16 protein-coding genes and 2 pseudogenes are annotated in these 17,285 nt (G+C 40.0%); 4 read left to right on the top strand and 14 right to left on the bottom strand.

From position 1 onward, the window contains the following. The first annotated feature begins 54 nt into the window (after window positions 1–54). From ACPF7I_RS06300 to ACPF7I_RS06290, 3 genes are read left to right on the top strand one after another with little or no spacing between them, the layout of a single operon-like run. The gene (locus ACPF7I_RS06300; protein ID WP_003397437.1) at window positions 55–495 is read left to right on the top strand and encodes a MarR family winged helix-turn-helix transcriptional regulator; all 441 of its coding nucleotides are present in this window, start codon (window positions 55–57) and stop codon (window positions 493–495) included. 56 nt (window positions 496–551) lie between these two features. Beyond that, window positions 552–950, top strand: a complete 399-nt coding sequence (locus tag ACPF7I_RS06295) for a DoxX family protein (protein WP_003397438.1) — start codon at window positions 552–554, stop codon at window positions 948–950. A gap of 16 nt (window positions 951–966) precedes the next feature. Further along, window positions 967–1,671, top strand: coding sequence for a pirin family protein (locus ACPF7I_RS06290; RefSeq protein WP_430744240.1), 705 nt, complete (start codon window positions 967–969; stop codon window positions 1,669–1,671). A gap of 36 nt (window positions 1,672–1,707) precedes the next feature. On the opposite strand, the gene ACPF7I_RS06285 is transcribed toward ACPF7I_RS06290, so the two are convergent. Both ACPF7I_RS06285 and ACPF7I_RS06280 read right to left on the bottom strand, forming a co-directional pair. Then, a complete protein-coding gene (locus ACPF7I_RS06285) occupies window positions 1,708–2,910 on the bottom strand; it encodes an MFS transporter (protein WP_430744241.1) in 1,203 nt (400 codons plus the stop codon). Between the two features lie 133 nt (window positions 2,911–3,043). Continuing rightward, a pseudogene (locus ACPF7I_RS06280) lies at window positions 3,044–4,348 on the bottom strand (formate--tetrahydrofolate ligase); the annotation flags it as partial. A 122-nt stretch (window positions 4,349–4,470) separates the two neighbouring features. Between ACPF7I_RS06280 and ACPF7I_RS06275 the strand changes: the two are divergent. After that, window positions 4,471–5,967 (top strand): recombinase family protein, encoded by a 1,497-nt coding sequence (locus ACPF7I_RS06275; RefSeq protein WP_430744242.1) that lies wholly within the window; start codon window positions 4,471–4,473, stop codon window positions 5,965–5,967. A gap of 52 nt (window positions 5,968–6,019) precedes the next feature. On the opposite strand, the gene ACPF7I_RS06270 is transcribed toward ACPF7I_RS06275, so the two are convergent. The 12 genes and pseudogenes from ACPF7I_RS06270 to ACPF7I_RS06215 all read right to left on the bottom strand — a co-directional run bounded on the left by ACPF7I_RS06270 (window position 6,020) and on the right by ACPF7I_RS06215 (window position 17,122). After that, window positions 6,020–6,217, bottom strand: a complete 198-nt coding sequence (locus ACPF7I_RS06270) for a hypothetical protein (RefSeq protein ID WP_009360934.1) — start codon at window positions 6,215–6,217, stop codon at window positions 6,020–6,022. A 963-nt stretch (window positions 6,218–7,180) separates the two neighbouring features. After that, window positions 7,181–7,537: a BRO-N domain-containing protein gene (locus ACPF7I_RS06265; RefSeq protein ID WP_431019245.1), complete on the bottom strand. Its 357-nt coding sequence runs from the start codon at window positions 7,535–7,537 to the stop codon at window positions 7,181–7,183. Between the two features lie 291 nt (window positions 7,538–7,828). After that, window positions 7,829–8,629 carry an ExeA family protein gene (locus ACPF7I_RS06260; RefSeq protein WP_430743413.1) on the bottom strand — a complete coding sequence of 267 codons (801 nt, stop codon included), beginning with the start codon at window positions 8,627–8,629 and terminating at the stop codon, window positions 7,829–7,831. Next, window positions 8,622–9,872 (bottom strand): IS481 family transposase, encoded by a 1,251-nt coding sequence (locus ACPF7I_RS06255; protein ID WP_430743414.1) that lies wholly within the window; start codon window positions 9,870–9,872, stop codon window positions 8,622–8,624. The genes ACPF7I_RS06260 and ACPF7I_RS06255 overlap by 8 nt, the downstream gene beginning before the upstream one ends. A gap of 140 nt (window positions 9,873–10,012) precedes the next feature. Next, a complete protein-coding gene (locus ACPF7I_RS06250; RefSeq protein WP_430743415.1) occupies window positions 10,013–10,576 on the bottom strand; it encodes a DUF6431 domain-containing protein in 564 nt (187 codons plus the stop codon). An 889-nt stretch (window positions 10,577–11,465) separates the two neighbouring features. Beyond that, window positions 11,466–11,792, bottom strand: coding sequence for a hypothetical protein (locus ACPF7I_RS06245; RefSeq protein WP_430744243.1), 327 nt, complete (start codon window positions 11,790–11,792; stop codon window positions 11,466–11,468). A 103-nt stretch (window positions 11,793–11,895) separates the two neighbouring features. Beyond that, on the bottom strand, window positions 11,896–12,357 hold the full coding sequence (locus ACPF7I_RS06240) for a hypothetical protein (RefSeq protein WP_430744244.1): 462 nt from the start codon (window positions 12,355–12,357) through the stop codon (window positions 11,896–11,898). A gap of 2 nt (window positions 12,358–12,359) precedes the next feature. Further along, the gene (locus ACPF7I_RS06235) at window positions 12,360–13,289 is read right to left on the bottom strand and encodes a hypothetical protein (protein ID WP_430744245.1); all 930 of its coding nucleotides are present in this window, start codon (window positions 13,287–13,289) and stop codon (window positions 12,360–12,362) included. Next, window positions 13,282–13,461, bottom strand: coding sequence for a hypothetical protein (locus tag ACPF7I_RS06230; RefSeq protein ID WP_430744246.1), 180 nt, complete (start codon window positions 13,459–13,461; stop codon window positions 13,282–13,284). The genes ACPF7I_RS06235 and ACPF7I_RS06230 overlap by 8 nt, the downstream gene beginning before the upstream one ends. 382 nt (window positions 13,462–13,843) lie before the next feature. Then, window positions 13,844–14,236: pseudogene (locus tag ACPF7I_RS06225) on the bottom strand (formate--tetrahydrofolate ligase); the annotation flags it as partial. A gap of 133 nt (window positions 14,237–14,369) precedes the next feature. Next, complete coding sequence (locus tag ACPF7I_RS06220; RefSeq protein WP_430744247.1) at window positions 14,370–16,013, bottom strand: nucleoside recognition domain-containing protein; 1,644 nt, start codon at window positions 16,011–16,013, stop codon at window positions 14,370–14,372. Beyond that, window positions 16,007–17,122 carry an NAD(P)/FAD-dependent oxidoreductase gene (locus tag ACPF7I_RS06215; RefSeq protein ID WP_219986338.1) on the bottom strand — a complete coding sequence of 372 codons (1,116 nt, stop codon included), beginning with the start codon at window positions 17,120–17,122 and terminating at the stop codon, window positions 16,007–16,009. Before ACPF7I_RS06215 ends, ACPF7I_RS06220 begins: the two co-directional genes overlap by 7 nt. Between the last annotated feature and the right edge of the window lie 163 nt (window positions 17,123–17,285).

The raw sequence follows: 17,285 nt of genomic DNA, 5'->3' as shown, positions 1-17,285 counted from the left end.
CTTACTTTTCGTAAGTTTATAATTATCTTGAAATCAAGATAAAGGTTGATGCGTATGAATCAAAACGAGCAAACATTATCGTTAAAACTATTCGTTGTTCTTTCTAGGGCACATAAAGCCGTATCCGAACATGTTAAGCATGACATCCAACGTTACGGACTAAACCCAACAGAGTTCGGTGTTCTCGACTTGTTGTATCATAAAGGAGCGCAACCGATTCAACAAATCGGTGACAAAATTTTACTCACTAGTGGAAGTATGACATATGTCATCGACAAACTCGAAGAAAAAGGATATATTGTCCGGCAACGTTGCGAAAAAGATCGGCGCATTACGTACGCTGTTATTACTGACGAAGGAAAAGCACTAATGGATCACATTTTTCCGCAACACGCCCAAAAAATGTCGGATATTTTCCGATCTTTATCTACAGAGGAAAAAGAATTAGCTATTCACTTGCTCAAAAAGATAGGTCTTTCATTGTCGCCTTTCTAAAGGCCTATCGCACAACTTTTATCTTGAAATCAAGATATATGAAAGGAGAGATCATCATGATGCACATTGGTATTTTACTTATTCGTCTCGCTGTTGGTTTAACGTTTGTCGGTCATGGGGCTCAAAAGTTGTTTGGATGGTTCGGGGGATACGGCTTAAAAGGAACAGGCGGGTGGCTTGAGTCTATTGGATTAAAGCCAGGAGTGACAATGGCACTCATTGCTGGCCTAGCGGAGTTCGTTGGGGGATTGTTGTTTGCCCTCGGGCTGTTCACCCCATTTGCAGCTTTGTTGATCGCTGCTACAATGGTCGTCGCTATCGTAAAAGTACACGCTCCGAACGGATTTTGGGTCACTCAAAATGGCTTTGAGTACAACTTTATTTTGATTGTTGTTGTGATCGGTATCGCGCTCATCGGTGCAGGCGACTATTCACTCGATGCACTCATAAAGTAAGAAAGGAGATTGTTCCATGATTCACGTATATCCTGCACATAAACGGTTTCAATCAAACCACGGTTGGCTACAAAGCTATTTTAGTTTTTCATTCGCTGAATACTTTGATCGAAACAATATGCACTTTGGTCCATTACGTGTATTTAATGATGATATCATCGCGCCACAACGTGGTTTTGGAGCACACCCTCATCAAGAAATGGAAATTGTTACAGTCGTTCTAAAAGGACAACTTGAACATCGCGATAATCTCGGCAATCATCGCATCATTTCATTCGGTGAAGTACAACGGATGACAGCCGGAACAGGCATTGTACATTCAGAAATGAATCCATCTACTACAGAAGAAGTCAATCTTCTACAACTTTGGTTTCTACCTGAAGCACGCGGCCTTACCCCGTCATATGAACAAGTTTCATACGATATTCAAAAAATGAAGAACCGTTTATTGCCTATTGTTTCGAAAACACAGGCAGGAAATGAAGTTGCCTACATTCATCAAGACATAACGATGTATTTATCTAATCTAGAAAATAACCAGCACGTTACATTCCAACAACAAGAAGGACGTCGAATATATTTGTTTGTTATTGAGGGGGAGATTACGTTAAACGACGAAACGGTATTACACCATCGTGACGCCGCCCGTATAACAAATATGCCAATATTGCATATTACCGCAAAAGCAGATAGCCAATTTATGCTTATCGACTTACCGTAGTTGCCAGCTTGCCCATGAAAACGGGCAAGCTGAATTTTACTGAGCAGCACGTACATCTTTCGGTAACCAAAACGTAATTATACCAAATAAAGGGAGGAAACTACACATCACCATAAGCGTTTTTAACGTATACACGTCTGCGATTTTGCCAAGTGCAACCGCTCCAAGCGCCCCCATTCCAAACGCAAGACCAACAATTAATCCCGAAGCCATCCCAACGTTTCCTGGAAGCAATTCTTGTGCATAGACGACAAACGTAGCAAAACTAGACGATAAAATAAAGCCTGTAACAAAAACAATTGGCAAAACAAAATGAAGTGGCACATATGGCAAAATAAGTGCAAACGGCGCTGTACCAAGCGTGGATGCAAAAATTACATTTCGTCTCCCGAATCGATCAGCAAGCGGACCTCCAAAAACTGTCCCGATTGCCCCTGCGATCATAAAAACAAACAAATAAAGTTGCGCTTGACGAATAGAAATTCCGTAATACTTCATTAAGTAAAACTGATAGTAATTCGAAATTCCTGCATAATACCACGAACGTGCAAATACGAGCAACACGAGGAGACCGAGGGCAAATATAATTCGTTTGCTTGTATGCTTCTTTCCTTCTACCGTTCTGTTCGGACGATTTTTCAGTTGATGCAACTGAACGGCATACCACTTCGACACCCAAAATAAAACAATCATTCCAAGTGCTGCAACAATGACAAACCAACCAGCTCCCTTTTGACCAAATGGAACAAAAATGAGCGCTGTAAACAATGGTGCAAGAGCGTTGCCTGTATTTCCGCCAAGTTGATAAATGGATTGAGCGAACCCCCTTCTCGCCCGAGCGGCAAAATAAACGACGCGCGAACCTTCTGGATGAAATATAGCTGAACCAAATCCAATGAATAAAACGGACAATAAGACGAAGGAAAAATTAGGTGCAAACGCTAATCCAATCATACCTAATAGGCTCGCTCCCATACCAAGTGGCAAAAAGCTCGGCGATGGATACCGATCGGAAAACAATCCGACAACCGGCTGTAGGATAGACGAAGTCATATTCAGCGTAAACGCAATCCAACCGATTTGTGTATAAGATAAGCGCATGGATGATTCTAAAATCGGAAATAGCGCTGGCACCACAGCTTGCATGGCATCATTCAATAAATGACCAATACTAATGGCAATTAAAATCGGATAAACGACTGTTTGCATATTTGTGCGTTGTTCAACACTTGCTTGCATCTTCCTCTCTCCCTAGAAAACACATTGAATATTTACATTATAATACCTTCTGTCAATCTTTCAATTTTTTTGCCTGTTTATAAAACAAGCGCCCTATCTTACTAATAAGGCGCTTGTTCTCCTAATTGATCATTTAGAAAAGTCCGCGTGCGTTTCCATGTTCGTCGACATCCATCTGAAGTGCTGCTGGTTGTTTTGGCAACCCTGGCATCGTCATGACATCCCCTGTTAAGGCGACGAGAAATCCAGCGCCGATCGACGGTTTTAATTCGCGCACTGTAATCGTGAAATCGGTCGGGCGGCCAAGTTTTGTTGGGTCATCGGAAAGCGAATATTGCGTCTTTGCCATGCAAATCGGGAGCTTGTCCCACCCAAACGATGTAAATTGTTCGATTTGCTTTTTCGCCTTGTCGGAAAAAGAAACGTCGCTTGCACCATAAACATTGCGCGCGATTTTTTGAATTTTATCCGTAATCGGTTCATCTAATTCGTATAACGGGGTGTACGTGCTTTTTGTATTTTCGATCGCTTCCAATACTTTGCGAGCTAAATCAATTCCGCCATCTCCGCCTTTTTCCCACACTTCCGTTAACGATACAGGATATCCTTTTTCCTCACAAAATGCCGTTAATGCTTGAATTTCCTTTTCTGTATCAGTCAGGAAACGGTTAATCGCAACAACAAACGGCAAGCCAAACGCTTGAATCGTTTCAATATGTTTTTCTAAATTGGCTAGTCCTTTTTTTAATGCTTCGACATTTTCGCTCGCTAGTTGTTGTTTCCCTACCCCGCCGTGCATTTTTAGCGCCCGAATCGTTGCGACGATGACAACAGCTTTCGGTTCAATTTCTGCCATGCGCGCTTTGATATGTAAAAATTTCTCGGCACCTAAATCGGCACCAAATCCCGCCTCTGTCACAACATAGTCTCCAAGTTTTTGCGCCATTTTTGTTGCGATAACGCTATTGCATCCGTGAGCAATATTGGCAAACGGGCCACCGTGCACAAGTGCCGGGACATGTTCTACTGTTTGGACTAAATTCGGCTTTAGTGCATCTTTTAGTAAAAGTGTGAGCGCTCCTTCGACGCCAAGATCAGCTACTGTAACAGGTTGACGATCCACGTTATATGCCACAACCATTTTTGCTAAACGTCTTTTTAAATCTTGCAAATCGGTTGCTAAGCAAAACACCGCCATGATTTCAGAGGCAACGGTAATATCGAATCCGTCCTCGCGTGGCACGCCTTGCGTCGGTCCGCCTAATCCGACCACGACTTTACGTAGCGCACGGTCATTTAAGTCAACCGCTCGCTTCCAAACGATGCGGCGCGTATCGATTCGTAATTCATTTCCTTGGTGAATATGGTTGTCAATGAGCGCAGCTAAGGCGTTATTCGCGGTCGTAATCGCATGCAAATCCCCTGTAAAATTGACATTTCTTATTGCATCCCATTCTGAGAGACCTGTCACAGTTTAAAAATTCTCTCTAACAAGAATTATGATGAGTAAATTTTAAACCATTGTGACAAATAGAATAAATATTGGGAGGCAGAAAAATTATGAGCAGAAGAAAAGTAGCTCTCTACATCAGAAAATCTAGAGAAGATGCAGTAATGTCAGACAAAGAGGAGACATTACAGACACAGGAGCAGACTCTAATTAGACTAGCTGAAAGCAGAGGCTATAAGCAATATGACATCTTTAAGGAGATTGAGTCATCTATAAGATATGACAGACCTGAGCTTATTAAGTTAATGAGAGGCATTGAGCAGGGAATGTACTCAAAGCTCTTAATTACTCATATTGATAGATTGGGGAGAGATGTAGGTCTTTTAGATGACCTTAAAAAGCTCTGTATAGCTAATGATGTCATAATTGAGACTCCTGACAGTACAATCAATTTTAAAGATGATAACCATGACTTAATGTATGGCTTTTCCTCTGTCTTAGCAGACTTTGAATACAAAAGAATTAGACACAGATTAGCTACAGGTAAAGTAAATACAGTAGCCATAAAAAATAGATGGATAGGCTCTCAAGCTCCATATGGTTATTATTACTGCAAAGAGGAAAAGATACTCAAGCCTCATCCTGAGCAGTCTGTTGTTTTCAGAAATATGGTAGCAATGGCTTTGGAAGGCTCTACCTTTTCTGAGATAGCTAACAAGCTGAATGACTTAGGGCAGTTTACTCAGCATGGTAACAGATGGACAGCAGGGAGAATACAAAAGCTCCTCAAAAATAGAACATACTTAGGAGAGGCTGAGTACAATTCCACAAGACTAAATCAGAGAGCAGTAGCTAAGAACTGCCATGAGCCTCTGATGTCTTATGAGGAATATGATACCATTCATAAGCTCTCAGCATCTAGAAGGAATTATGACAGCAGAGATTGGGGAAATATCAAGACTCCATTAGATAACCTTGTTTACTGTGGGAAATGTCATAGAAAAATGAGCATACAAATAAGCAAGAAATACAGCAAAAAGAGAGGACATTGGCACTTTTACCAAGCTAGGAGATGCATCCACTATAATCCTGATGGTACAAGATGCACTAACTCAGGATGTAAAATAGACATTATTGAGGCTGTTGTATTGGAGCAATTAGAGCAATACAAATCAAGCCTTATAGAAAAGCTCAAAAGCATAAGGGAAAATGATACATCAGGAGCAGAGGCAGACATCAGGAAAAGATTAGAACAGCTTAAAGAGGATGCTAAAAAGCAGGATATAAGGCTAAAGAGACTAACTGACCTCTATTTAGATGCCATGATGGATAAAGAGGAGTATGAACAGAGAAGAAAAGACATCCTTGAGGAGTCTAAAGCAATCAGCTCAGAGATTGGATACCTTGAGGCAAAGCTAGTTAATCTAGATGTATCTAACCTTGAGACAAAGTATCAAAAAATGATAGACCTGATTGATAATTATAAGGATATGCCTCTAGAGGAGAAAAACAAAATGATGAGGCTGTTAATTGCAAGGATTGAGCTTACAAAGGAAAACACCTACTCACAGCCTAAGATTGATATATGGTTTATGGATGCTATTTAAGGCATCCCTTTTTTTATCTTTTAAGCCATATAAAACAAAAAGGGGAGACTGATTATACAGCCTCCTCCTCTTTATTATCAGAGTATTTCCCTGCTTGAATGTCCTCATAGATCTGTACTATTTTCTTTGCCCATACATCTATATTAGGCTCTCCATATACAGTAACCTTTGCTCCCTCTGCTCCTTTAGCCTTGCTTATATATGATTGTACCTTTACATCTTTCTTAGCTGTATTTGTCATTCCTGTCATTTTGTTATCTCTCCCTGTAATAGATTCTTACAGAGCTATAGTTAGAGAGACTCTCTAAACTGTGACAGGTCAGCTTAATAAGACCTCCAAACTGCAAAATAGGAATATAATTTTTATCTGAGGCACTCTGGGCAGGACTGCATACCTTCCCCCCTATGCATCCCCCTATAATTACCACTTGACAAAATGTTATTTTTACACTTACTTGACAGATTGATATACTTTGTTCTGAGTTGTATATTCATTTTTAGTTTACATAATGATACTTTTAGGAAGTTGATAACATGCATAAGCCTTGATATATCAACATTTCACAAAGTCTGTAAATCCCTCAAATATGCAGTATTTTATACACCATTGCCCACAAAGCTAGACACAGCAAGGGATTGAGCCATTTTTATCTGCTGTCTAGAAAGTTTGTGAAAAGCTCCAAGACTGCATAAAAGCTGTATAAGCTCTCACCTGCTCCCTTTGCCCTTTCCTGCTCTCTCTCCTGCTCTACACAGCCTCATAGACAGCCTCTACAGCCCTCTACAGCCCTCTACAGCCTTCCTAATAGCTGAGGTATAGGCAGGGATTTTCCTGCTCATTTTCCCCCTGCTAGAGCCTTGTCAAAGCCTTGCTACAGCTATGTTTAGCCCTGCCATTTCCTCTGATTTTCACAGGATTACAAGCAGGACAGGAAGGTAAGGGCAGGAGGTCTGTTTTATGGAGGGAGTCCTATTTCAGAACATCCTTACAGCTACTTTTTAAGATTAGGGAGTACAAACCTGATTCATTAATTAATGTTGACTTCATATTCATACCTGTCAATTTGACAGACATGTACAATTTACATGTTAGCTTTAGTAGGATTGCCAATACCCTCATTTAAAATGATAGTATTCTTTTCATCATCATCTACAGCTCTTGCCATCATTAATAGTTATGTCAGCCTTAATGTTAGGTTTCTGACCTGACCTGTCAAATAGACAGAGTGTTTTGACCTGCAATGTATCCTCCATGCTTTCTGATGCTTGGCAGTACCTCAGATGTAACCCACTTTTTAAACTGTTTTGCCTCAGGCTTTCTACTTCTTAAAATAGCTGAGTACAAACCTGACTCATTAATTATTGATGTGCTTTGTAATCTGCCTAAATCATCTGTGATACTCACTTTCTGAGTATCATCCTCATCAATATTTCTCAGCATATTGAAAGCATCTCTAAAAGCCAAAATATCAGCAACATCCTTAGCAACAAACCAAACCTCTCCATCTTTCTGTAATGTTCTCACCTGACCAAAAGCTCCATGAGTGAATACTTGTAATTGATTATCCATAACAACAACCTCTCCTCTAACTGAATGATTTTAAATTGTCTTACATTACTCTAGTTAGAGAGAGAGACTATAAAACTGTGACACTCTATCTTTGTACAATATTTTGGGATGTAACATACTACTGTAAATTAGCACACTATTTCAGAACTACTTTTTCAAATTATTTTGGATGAAAATCGGAAATACCGTGCAAAATGTTTGCGAATTCTCTCCGATTTTGCACGCTTTTTCCGATCCTTTGCACATTATCTCAGACGAAAATCAGAAAAAGAAGAGGAGCCGTTCGGCTCCCTATGCCCCTGTTTCCTCCACCGCCATTCGAACAATCTCTTCGTCAATCACGTCCTTTTTTAGCTGGTAGCCGTATAAAAGGCACGTCGTCGTTAACGTATTGATGACTCGTGGCCATCCTTGCGACTGTAGGGCGATCGCCTCTAAAGCCGCAGGGGTAAAAATCGAGTGCTTCGCTCCTGCTTGCTTCATTCGCTGTTCAATGTACGCTGCCACTTCTTCTTTCGAGAGCGCTCCCATCCGATACCGCATGATGATGCGTTGTTGAAGCGGACGGTGGTGATTCAAGCGCAACCGTATCTGTAAGTGTGGCAGTCCTGCCAAAATCAACACAAACGGATTCGTGGAGTCCATGTGAAAATTAAACAGAATGGCGATATCTTGCAAAAACACATCTTTCGCAAGATGCATTTCATCTAGCAGAATCACTGGAGTGATTCGACGTTCCTGATACATTCGTTCGATTCCTTGTTGAATTTGGTAAAACAAGTCCACCTTTCGGTATTTCGGTTCCTCGCCTAACCCTAACGCTAATCCTCGATAAAAATCCATCACCCCGCCCGTGGATAACGGGAAATACACCACGTGATACAACGAAGGATTCAATGATTCTTTGAACGTCCGAAGGGCGAATGTTTTCCCCGCCCCCGGCTCTCCTGTCAGTAACCCTATTCCTTTCGTTCGTTTCACGTAATCCAATGCATGTAAGGCCTCTTCGTAAGAAGACCCTCGATACGCTTCCGACGGATTGGTGTCTTTCGAAAACGGCTCTCGAGAAAGGGAGTAGAACGTTTTATACATCCGTTCCTGCCTCCTTTCCTAGCCCCACAAACGGCGATCGATGTCGTTTGACGTAGGCATTATCGTGCATGCGCACCAGCGTCGCTTTCGCTGCTTCTTTGCCGTCTTCGTATACATACACCCCTTGCTCATCATACCGAATTTCCACGGATTGTCCAATAAATCGAGGCGGAACCTCATACAGCTGTTTGTTTAACGTAATCGTTCCATCCGCCTTCACTTTGCGAAACTCCCGTTTCAAAAAAATCGTGTCCAGCCAAGTCGCGTCCTCCACGAACGATACCATGTGCACTTGCGACTGAAACACTTCATGTGGCGTTTTTCCTTCTAGCGACGCATGGGGCTTTCGGTGGTAGTCTTCTTCGAGCCACTTCCAGAAGCGCTCGTTCAACGCTGGAAGCGACGTCACTGGCTCCATCTCCAACAACGGGTAAAACCGAGTTTGCACTGTCCGGAAAAATCGCTCGATTTTCCCTTTGCTTTGTGGATCATATGGCTGCGTATGAATGAGCGTGATCCCTAATTCTGCGCAAGCATATTGTAGGGGTTCCGAGCGATAAATTTTGCCGTTATCGGAGTAGATGCGCTTCGGTTTCCCGTACCGCAGGAACGCTTCTTTTGTCACGATGCGCAACCCGTCAAATTTCTCGGAAGAGAAAAACTGGGCATACGGCACGACCCGTGAACAATCATCGATGTAGGCGATCAAAAACGTTTTTTGTGCCTTTCCATTCTCTCGAATCACTGGACCATGGGATAAATCCCCTTGCCATAGCTCATTCACTCGATCGTACGCAAACCGTTTTCGTTCAGGCATCGGGGAATTTTCTTTCCCAACAAGGTTGTATTTTTTCAATAAACGATATATAGTGAAATAGGATATGTTTTGTTTTTCTATTTCCCCCTGCTCGATGAGGTGTTGGTAAAACACCGTCACCGGCGCATGGGGATATTTTTTTCGTAATGCCAATATGTGCTCCTCGTCTTCCATCGTGAGTCTTCGAGAATGGCCGCGATCCGCTCGACGTTTTGGCTTCAGTGCTTCAAATCCGCCTTTTTTATACTGGGTGCACCAGTCTAGAATCGTCTTCGCTGCGATCCGTTTTTCGCCATAGTGCGGAACGGCATGCATGCGCGTTGACACCTCCTTCACGTACGATTTCGGATCGACCTGCCCATTCACTAACGGTGCGATCAATCCATACCGAAATAGGGCGATTTCTTGTCTCATTGATTCGTCCATCAAGGTTTCCTCCTTCTCCGACGTTGCGGAAGAACCAATCGGTTCGTCCTGCCTCCATCATACCGAATCCCTTTCCCCTCGTCGACGCAAAAGGTTTGTGGAATCGATTGTTTTTGGAAATAAAACCAAAAAGAAACAAATTAGGCACCGAATCTATTTGCTAAAAAATGAGTCGAATGTTCCCTCCACATCGCTTCGACGAGTTTCTCCACCCCAACTCCCTCGATGGTTTGTATCCACTCTTGGGCTTGAACGAGTGGTTTATTGGACACCCTCGGGATTCGTTTCCCTTTGGTTTGAAAAAACCAACGAAGCCACGGTAAATGAGCAAGAAATCGACGCATATAAACATCTACTCCTTGTCGGAGAGGAAAAAACTTGGACGAACCCTTCCCCTTGCCTAAGAGAGAGGAGAGGCGTTCCTTGAGCCAGTGGATAATCGTCCAAATCGTGTATTGGAAATACGGCAAGAGGAACGTGGGAAGCACGGTCACCGTCTTTTTGCATATCACGCACCGATAACGAGCAATCCAAATCCGATAGGCGTCTTGCCCCACCAATGCATTTCGTTCGTAATAGCCATGACGATAAAGATTGCGTTTCGCCTGACAATGTGGACAACGATGGATGGACGGAAACGCATTTTGTTTTCCTCGATTCGCATAGGTTTGCACATCAACCCCGAAGTTATACAACTGGATCACGATCTCATCCTCCCCCTCCGAAACAATTCACTAAAAATTTAGCATACTATTTCAGAAAGAGGGAGAAGTATATCCCGAAGGAATTTGCAAAAAAGAAGGCGTTTTATTCGGGGATAAAATGATAATTTACAATACTACTTATATAAATATATATAGAGAGATATATAAGCTGTAATGTTAGGTACAAGATATGGGTACAATAATTCATCTATGGTCACAGTTATTGGTACAAAAAAAAAGAGACAGCCAATAGATAGCCTTTAAGCTACCTACTGACTGCCTGAGCAAAGGAATGGTAAAGCATGAAAAAATCTAAAAAGCATCTATACAGAAAAAAGGAATAGTAAATATGAGCCATTACAGCCTGAGCAAACTACTAAGCAGACTACTATAGCCATTACTTAATAACTGAATATCTGTAATCTATATATCTAATGTTGTATTATCTACAAAAGATATATATTAATTATTGTTATTGTTATGGAGCTTTGCTCCCTGAGCTTTAGCTCAGTAATTTATACATAGGTGTACAAAGTACACATACTTATCCTTAAGGCTTAACATCATATCTTTAATTCTTTAATAACTTTTATCTTTAACTCTTTATCAAACAGTTTATTTAACAGTTATTTTCATATATATGTCCATTTGGCAGACCTGATTTAAAGTATTTTAAATGTTACAGTTTTGTTACAAATTCTGAGCCTTACAGCCACAAGGCTTTCAGCAGTTATGTAATTTCTACCAATACTTTAAATTTCAGCAGACTTTTTCAAATGATGATACTGAATGTTATCTAAAATGGTACAAACATTTGTTTGTTTTGCAAATTGGTACAGCATTGAGGCAAAAAAAAGAATGAGCCAAGACTTTTAGCCTCAGCTCTTTCTCAGGCAGACTCAAAGAGCCTGTCTAACATCTCAGGCTCAGTCTCAAGCATATCTTGAAAGATACAGTAAACCTCAGGGCTATGTGAGCCTCTTAGAATGCCCTTTATTGTTGTCATTAATAGCATCTTTCCTGCTGAATGCTTTTTAATCTCCTGAGCAGTTAATCCTTTTACATAATGTAGGTAAAGAATAGTTCCTACTGAATGAGCAGACATTACACAGCTCTTGTCTGCATTTACTCTTAGCAGCTTATAAGCCTTCTGACTCCATGCTGTAGCCTTTTCTCCTGATACTCTCCATTCATTAAACTTATAATTGATGCTCATATCCTTTGCTCCCCTTTACTCCTTCTTTTAGTTCATTTCATACAATAAAAAAGAGAGAGCCTGTTACAGCTCCCTCCATATTGATAATTAATCAAGTTGCTTATTAAAATACTATTGGATTGATGTATTCATAGTCATATTTAAGAGTAAAGCCTGTTAGGTCAGTCAATTGTTTTAAGTAAGCCTCTAACTGTTCAAGCTCTGCCATATACTCCTTAACTCTTTCCATCTTGTCAGGTCTATGGCTTAACTTGGCAAAGCTCAGACCTGCTTTCTTGTTGTCAATTTCTTTCATGATAGTCTGGATTAATTGCTTTGCTGCATTTTTCATAGCAATACCATCATTAGTTGTGTATCCTTTTACAGCCTCTTTTCTTAGGTCAGAAATGAAAGCCTTGATGTCCATCTTTGCAATATCAATAGTTAGAGGAGATTCTTTTGCTAAGCCCTCAGAGATATTAGTCATAATAGCCTCTCTAGCTTTTTGCCTGTCTACAATCTCCTTTTGCAATGTTGTAAAGCCTTGTCCATTAGTTTGAAATACTGTCTTTGTCTCAAATTTCATTTTTAAAATCCTCCCTTTAATAATCTTGATAGCTCCTGTTCTGCTGTCAGGTAGCCTTCTAATTGTTCATAATGATTTTCATGTAGCTCCTCTACAGTCTCCCTGTCAGGTAGCTCTTTTACTTTTGGCTTGTTTTGCAATGTCTTTAATGTCTCCTCAGATACACCAATTTCTCTAAGAAGTGATTTATATTCCTCATCTGTTAGATTAGGTCTCTTATAAGTACCTGCTAACTTTTGAGCCTCAGTCCTGAGCTTTCTATCTATCTGAATATGGACTCCTTGCTCAAGCTGTTCTAATTTCATTAATACAGCTAATTGGTCAAGTAGATCAGAGTATTCAGCCTGATTGTAAAGGCTCATAAATACAGCTCCCATATACATCAACCTGTATTGAGTCAATGGCTCATTTAAGTCCATGCTGTAAGCTCTCTCTGTAGCTCCTACAGACTGCTCATTTTGATTGTAAAGACAGTCCATTGTAAACAGATTCTTATAAACACTCTCCATGTCCATATAATCAAGCTGAGCATCCTTGAGCCATCCTCTGAGACTAGCTTTTTTAATCTGAATGATTTTCTTTACATCATCAGCAGTAATGCCAAAGAAATCAATAAAGAGCTGAATGTCCTTAGCTGACTTTGGATTAAGTCCTAGAGCTAAGATATTGTCTACAAACTTAGATAATTGCTCCTCAGTTAGCTTTCCTTGTTCCTCTGCTACAGAGGAAAACTCCTCTAGACAGGCATTGTAGTAAGCTCTGTCTTTGGCAATTTTGTTTCTGATTGTCCTTGAAGTAATGCCTACAGCAGAGGCAAACTCCTCTTGACTAGCTTGGAGATTGATTTTGGCATCAGCAAAGGCTCTTAAAAGCTCTTTGTCATCATTAAGGTTATAGCCTTTCTCCTTGAGATATTGCTTTACATTACTCATTGTTTTGCTCACCTAATTTCTGTAGCTCTAGAGCAGTCTTATCTTTGACAAAGTCAGTTACAGCTTTCTCTACTAAAAAGCCTTTGCTTACATTTCCAATATATCTAACATTATTGATGAGCTTTATTGTATCCTCAGACAAATAGAAACAAGTTCTTTTCTTTTTGCTCATCACCATCCCCCTCCTTTTAATGACTTAATGAATGATGAATGATTGATGTATTTACTAAATGGATTTAATTTCAAAGTAAGTATAAAAAATAGGAGCATACTGCTAACCTTTGAAAGAGAGGATTGATACAGGACATGACAATCATGGCTGTGATAGTGGTTAGCAATATGCTCTATTTGTAATTTAAAGGAGGCAGTAACACAGGGCAGTATGCTACTACCTCTCTCTGTCTATATATCTAACTATGGAATAAAAACTAAAGTATCCAATAGAATAAAAAAAAGCCTCTCTCTTGAGAAACTTGGATTTTGATAGTTGATATTCATTTAAAACCCTTGTAAAATCTATAATATCCTCAGAGTGTAATAAGAAATCCTCATAAGTGCAAATTAATGTCTTCCATCGGCAACACTTGTGAATACCCTCCACCTGTCGCGCCGCCTTTTATTCCCATCGTCGGACCAAGGGAAGGTTCCCGCATCGCAATCATCACTTTTTTACCAATTTTACGTAACGCTTGACCAAGCCCAACAGTGACCGTCGATTTTCCCTCTCCCGCTGGCGTTGGATTAATCGACGTCACTAAGATGACTTTACCATCTTGTTTCGTCGCTAGCCGCTTTAGTGCATGAAGGGAAATTTTTGCTTTATAATGCCCATACGGTTCAAGCTCTTCTTCCAACAAATCAAGTTCACTGGCAATGTCTTGAATGCGCTTTAATTTTGTTTCTTGGGCAATTTCAATGTCTGTTTTAATCTTCGTCGTCGTTGTCATCGTTCAGTCCCCCTGTATGAAAATAATCCCCCCTTATTTTAGCACGATACCATGAAAATATGGCACCCTCTTCACTAAACAGAAGCGCTAGAAAAATTCCCTAAAAATGATTCGTATAACATTTCTTTTGAAACTAATAGACGTCGATATAAAGTAACAAAGAAATCAAAAAAGAAGATGATATAGCAGTAATGAATTGTCGAGTTGTTAAACGTATCGCTGCTTTCAATTCTAATTCTTTCGCAATCGTCCAAAATGTAACTGCACAAACTGTAAGGGTAGACGCCATATATACAGATAAAAATAGTTGTGTTGTCGTAAGTGTAGAAAGCAAAGCACCGTTTCCTTCATTCAATAAAAGAATCGCATCTTTACGAATAATTGAGAAAAAAATAGTTGGTGCTACTTCTTTCGGTAAATGAAATATATGCGCAAAAGACGTGAACAACTGGCCCAATACATTCATCCATCCAAACATATTAATGATCGTCGCAACTAAGCAAATAAAAAGAAAGACAGGCATCGCTTGAGTTACAAATTGCACAACGTTTCTTTTTACCTGATATAGTACAGACGTCCATGTAGGCCATTGTAGAAATGTGCGTCGTACATAGTGATGTGGAGTTGTTACTACCCCATTCCATATTCTTGTATGAATAGCACCAACAACAAATAAAACGACTATATAAGGGAAGAATAAGTACGGTTTTTGAGCTACATGAAACACAGAAATTGTCGCCCCAAGTTGGTAGCTGCAGGCAGAAGCGAAAGAAATAAGTGATATGCACGATTTTCTCGTACACGCATGACATAGTCTACTTTGCTGAACAGCAACTACATTACATCCAAATCCAGTCAATACCGGGATCAAGTCTTCACCATGTAAACCGATCTTTCTTAAATAAGTATGAAGGGAATCCACGATTCGATCCTTTATACCTGTATCATCAATAATAGCCGTGACAAACGTTAAGAAAATAACAACTGGAAATGCCCAAACGAAAGAGTACATTCCGAGGGAAAGAAGCCCATAATCTCCGATGAGTAAAGTTTCTAACCATTGCGGAGCGTATTGGAGCCACTCTTTTACAAACAAAAGAGATTTATCGACCCATTTTTCCCCCCAACCTCCTACTAAATAAGCGAAGTATATTGGTAACATAAAAGTAGATAAAAGTGTCATGCACGATAAAACGGGACCAACAAATGGTCTTTCAAATAATAGCGAAATTGGCTCGTGCGACGGAAGCGAAAGTGATAAAAGGTCTTTGATTTGCTTTAGTGTTAATCGCTGCGTATAAAAAAGAGATGGAAATGTATGAGTATTCTCTTTTCTTCCATTTGTCAATATAAGAGGGAGTCCCTCTTTTTCTTGTATTTCTTTTAAACGTTGCTTTGCTATGCCGCTCATTTTATCTACAAATGTTACTGCAATTGAAACGTTTGATCGTTCAACTTCAACAAGCTGGAGTAATTGTTTAAGTTCAGCTTGAAAATGTGTTCCACGTATAACTAACATAACGTGGTTGGCTTTTTCAATTTCTTTTTTCAACATATGCGCCCCAAGCTCATCGCCTAAACGAACACCAGGCGTATCAACAATTTCCCACCCACTATCATGAACAAGTGGGTGGGTACGTAATAAGTACGTTGAGCCTCTTACATTTATCTCCTCTCCTACACCAAATGACGTCCAACGGGAAAACAATGTCGTTTTACCTACAGACTCTAGACCGATAAGTAATAATCGTTTCCGCCTTGCACTTTTAACTAGCACTCACATTTCACCTCACAACAAGACAAGTCGGTTAAATACATTTGATTCTTTTCATAGTATCTAAACACTTCCTCGTCATGTGGAAGTTGAAATCGATCAACAAGCTGTTTTGCCACCACTGCAAATCTTTGCCTAAATTTGTATATAAAACAAAAGATCGCTTTTTCATGCGCAACACTAGGGCCAATCAAAAACAAATTGTTAACTAATGTCGATTCATCATTTACAGTTAACTTCGGCTTTCCGTTTTCCCCCCACTCAAACAACGAATAAATTTGCTCTGCACCTGAACGAAAACCTGTAGCTAGAACGGGTTGTTGTTTCGTATGAAGTTGTTTGTTGTTTGAGAGAAATAATGTATAAGTTGATTTTTGTTTTTCTATTTTTTCGACTTCTACTCCCTCTATGAAATGTAGTCGTTTTGTTTTTTGAGCCTCCCTTAAACGCTCCCACGTATACGGTGCTAATGAAACGCTTGGATCTGCCTCTTTTTGTGCAAATAATTGATGTTTCGAAATAACTGTTACCTCATTTCCAAGTGAAACAAGATTTACAGCTGCATCAATTCCACTTTCATATCCTCCTATAATGATGTAATGGCAGCCTTTTTTGAACTTTCCCCAACTATCCACATAGCGATTGTGCAATGCATACTCTGCGCCTGGAAATGGTCTAGTGTTTGGAAATTGATATTCGCCAGTTGCCCAAATGATCGCGTCACACTCATACTTTCCTTCATTTGTTTCTAACTGGAATCGTCCATTTTTCAAAAAAACATGCTCGACATTTACACCTTCGCGAATCGGTAAATCAAAGTGTTCCGCCAACAAATCTAAATACAAAGCATAGTCTTCTCCACTTAATCTTTCCTTTTGTAATGTGTACGCGGGCGAGGTAGTAGGAGATACAGCATTCAAATCTAGTGCTCCAAAGCCCTGACCAACGAATGAAGGAGTAATAAAACGCATTTCTTTTGGCCATTGTCGGAATGAGGATCCAATGCAATCACGCTCTAATATTCCAAAATTCTCTATACCTAACTGTTTTAATAAAATTCCCATTCCAATTCCTGCTGAACCAGCTCCAACAATAATAAAAAACGGGTTCATTGTATCACCTCTCGATAATAGTAATTATTACGATTTATAATATAACATAAACAATTTTTTTATGACAATAATAATCATTTGCACCCCCTCAACAATTTTATATATAGAAAATTGTAAAAATCAGTAAACCTCTCCCTTTATCTGTTAAAGGATGGTGAGCATT

Source organism: Anoxybacillus dikiliensis, from assembly GCF_050613275.1.
GTDB lineage: Bacteria > Bacillota > Bacilli > Bacillales > Anoxybacillaceae > Anoxybacillus.
The sequence above is the reverse complement of the archived record's forward strand: the minus strand, read 5'-3'. Positions and strand labels throughout refer to the sequence as shown.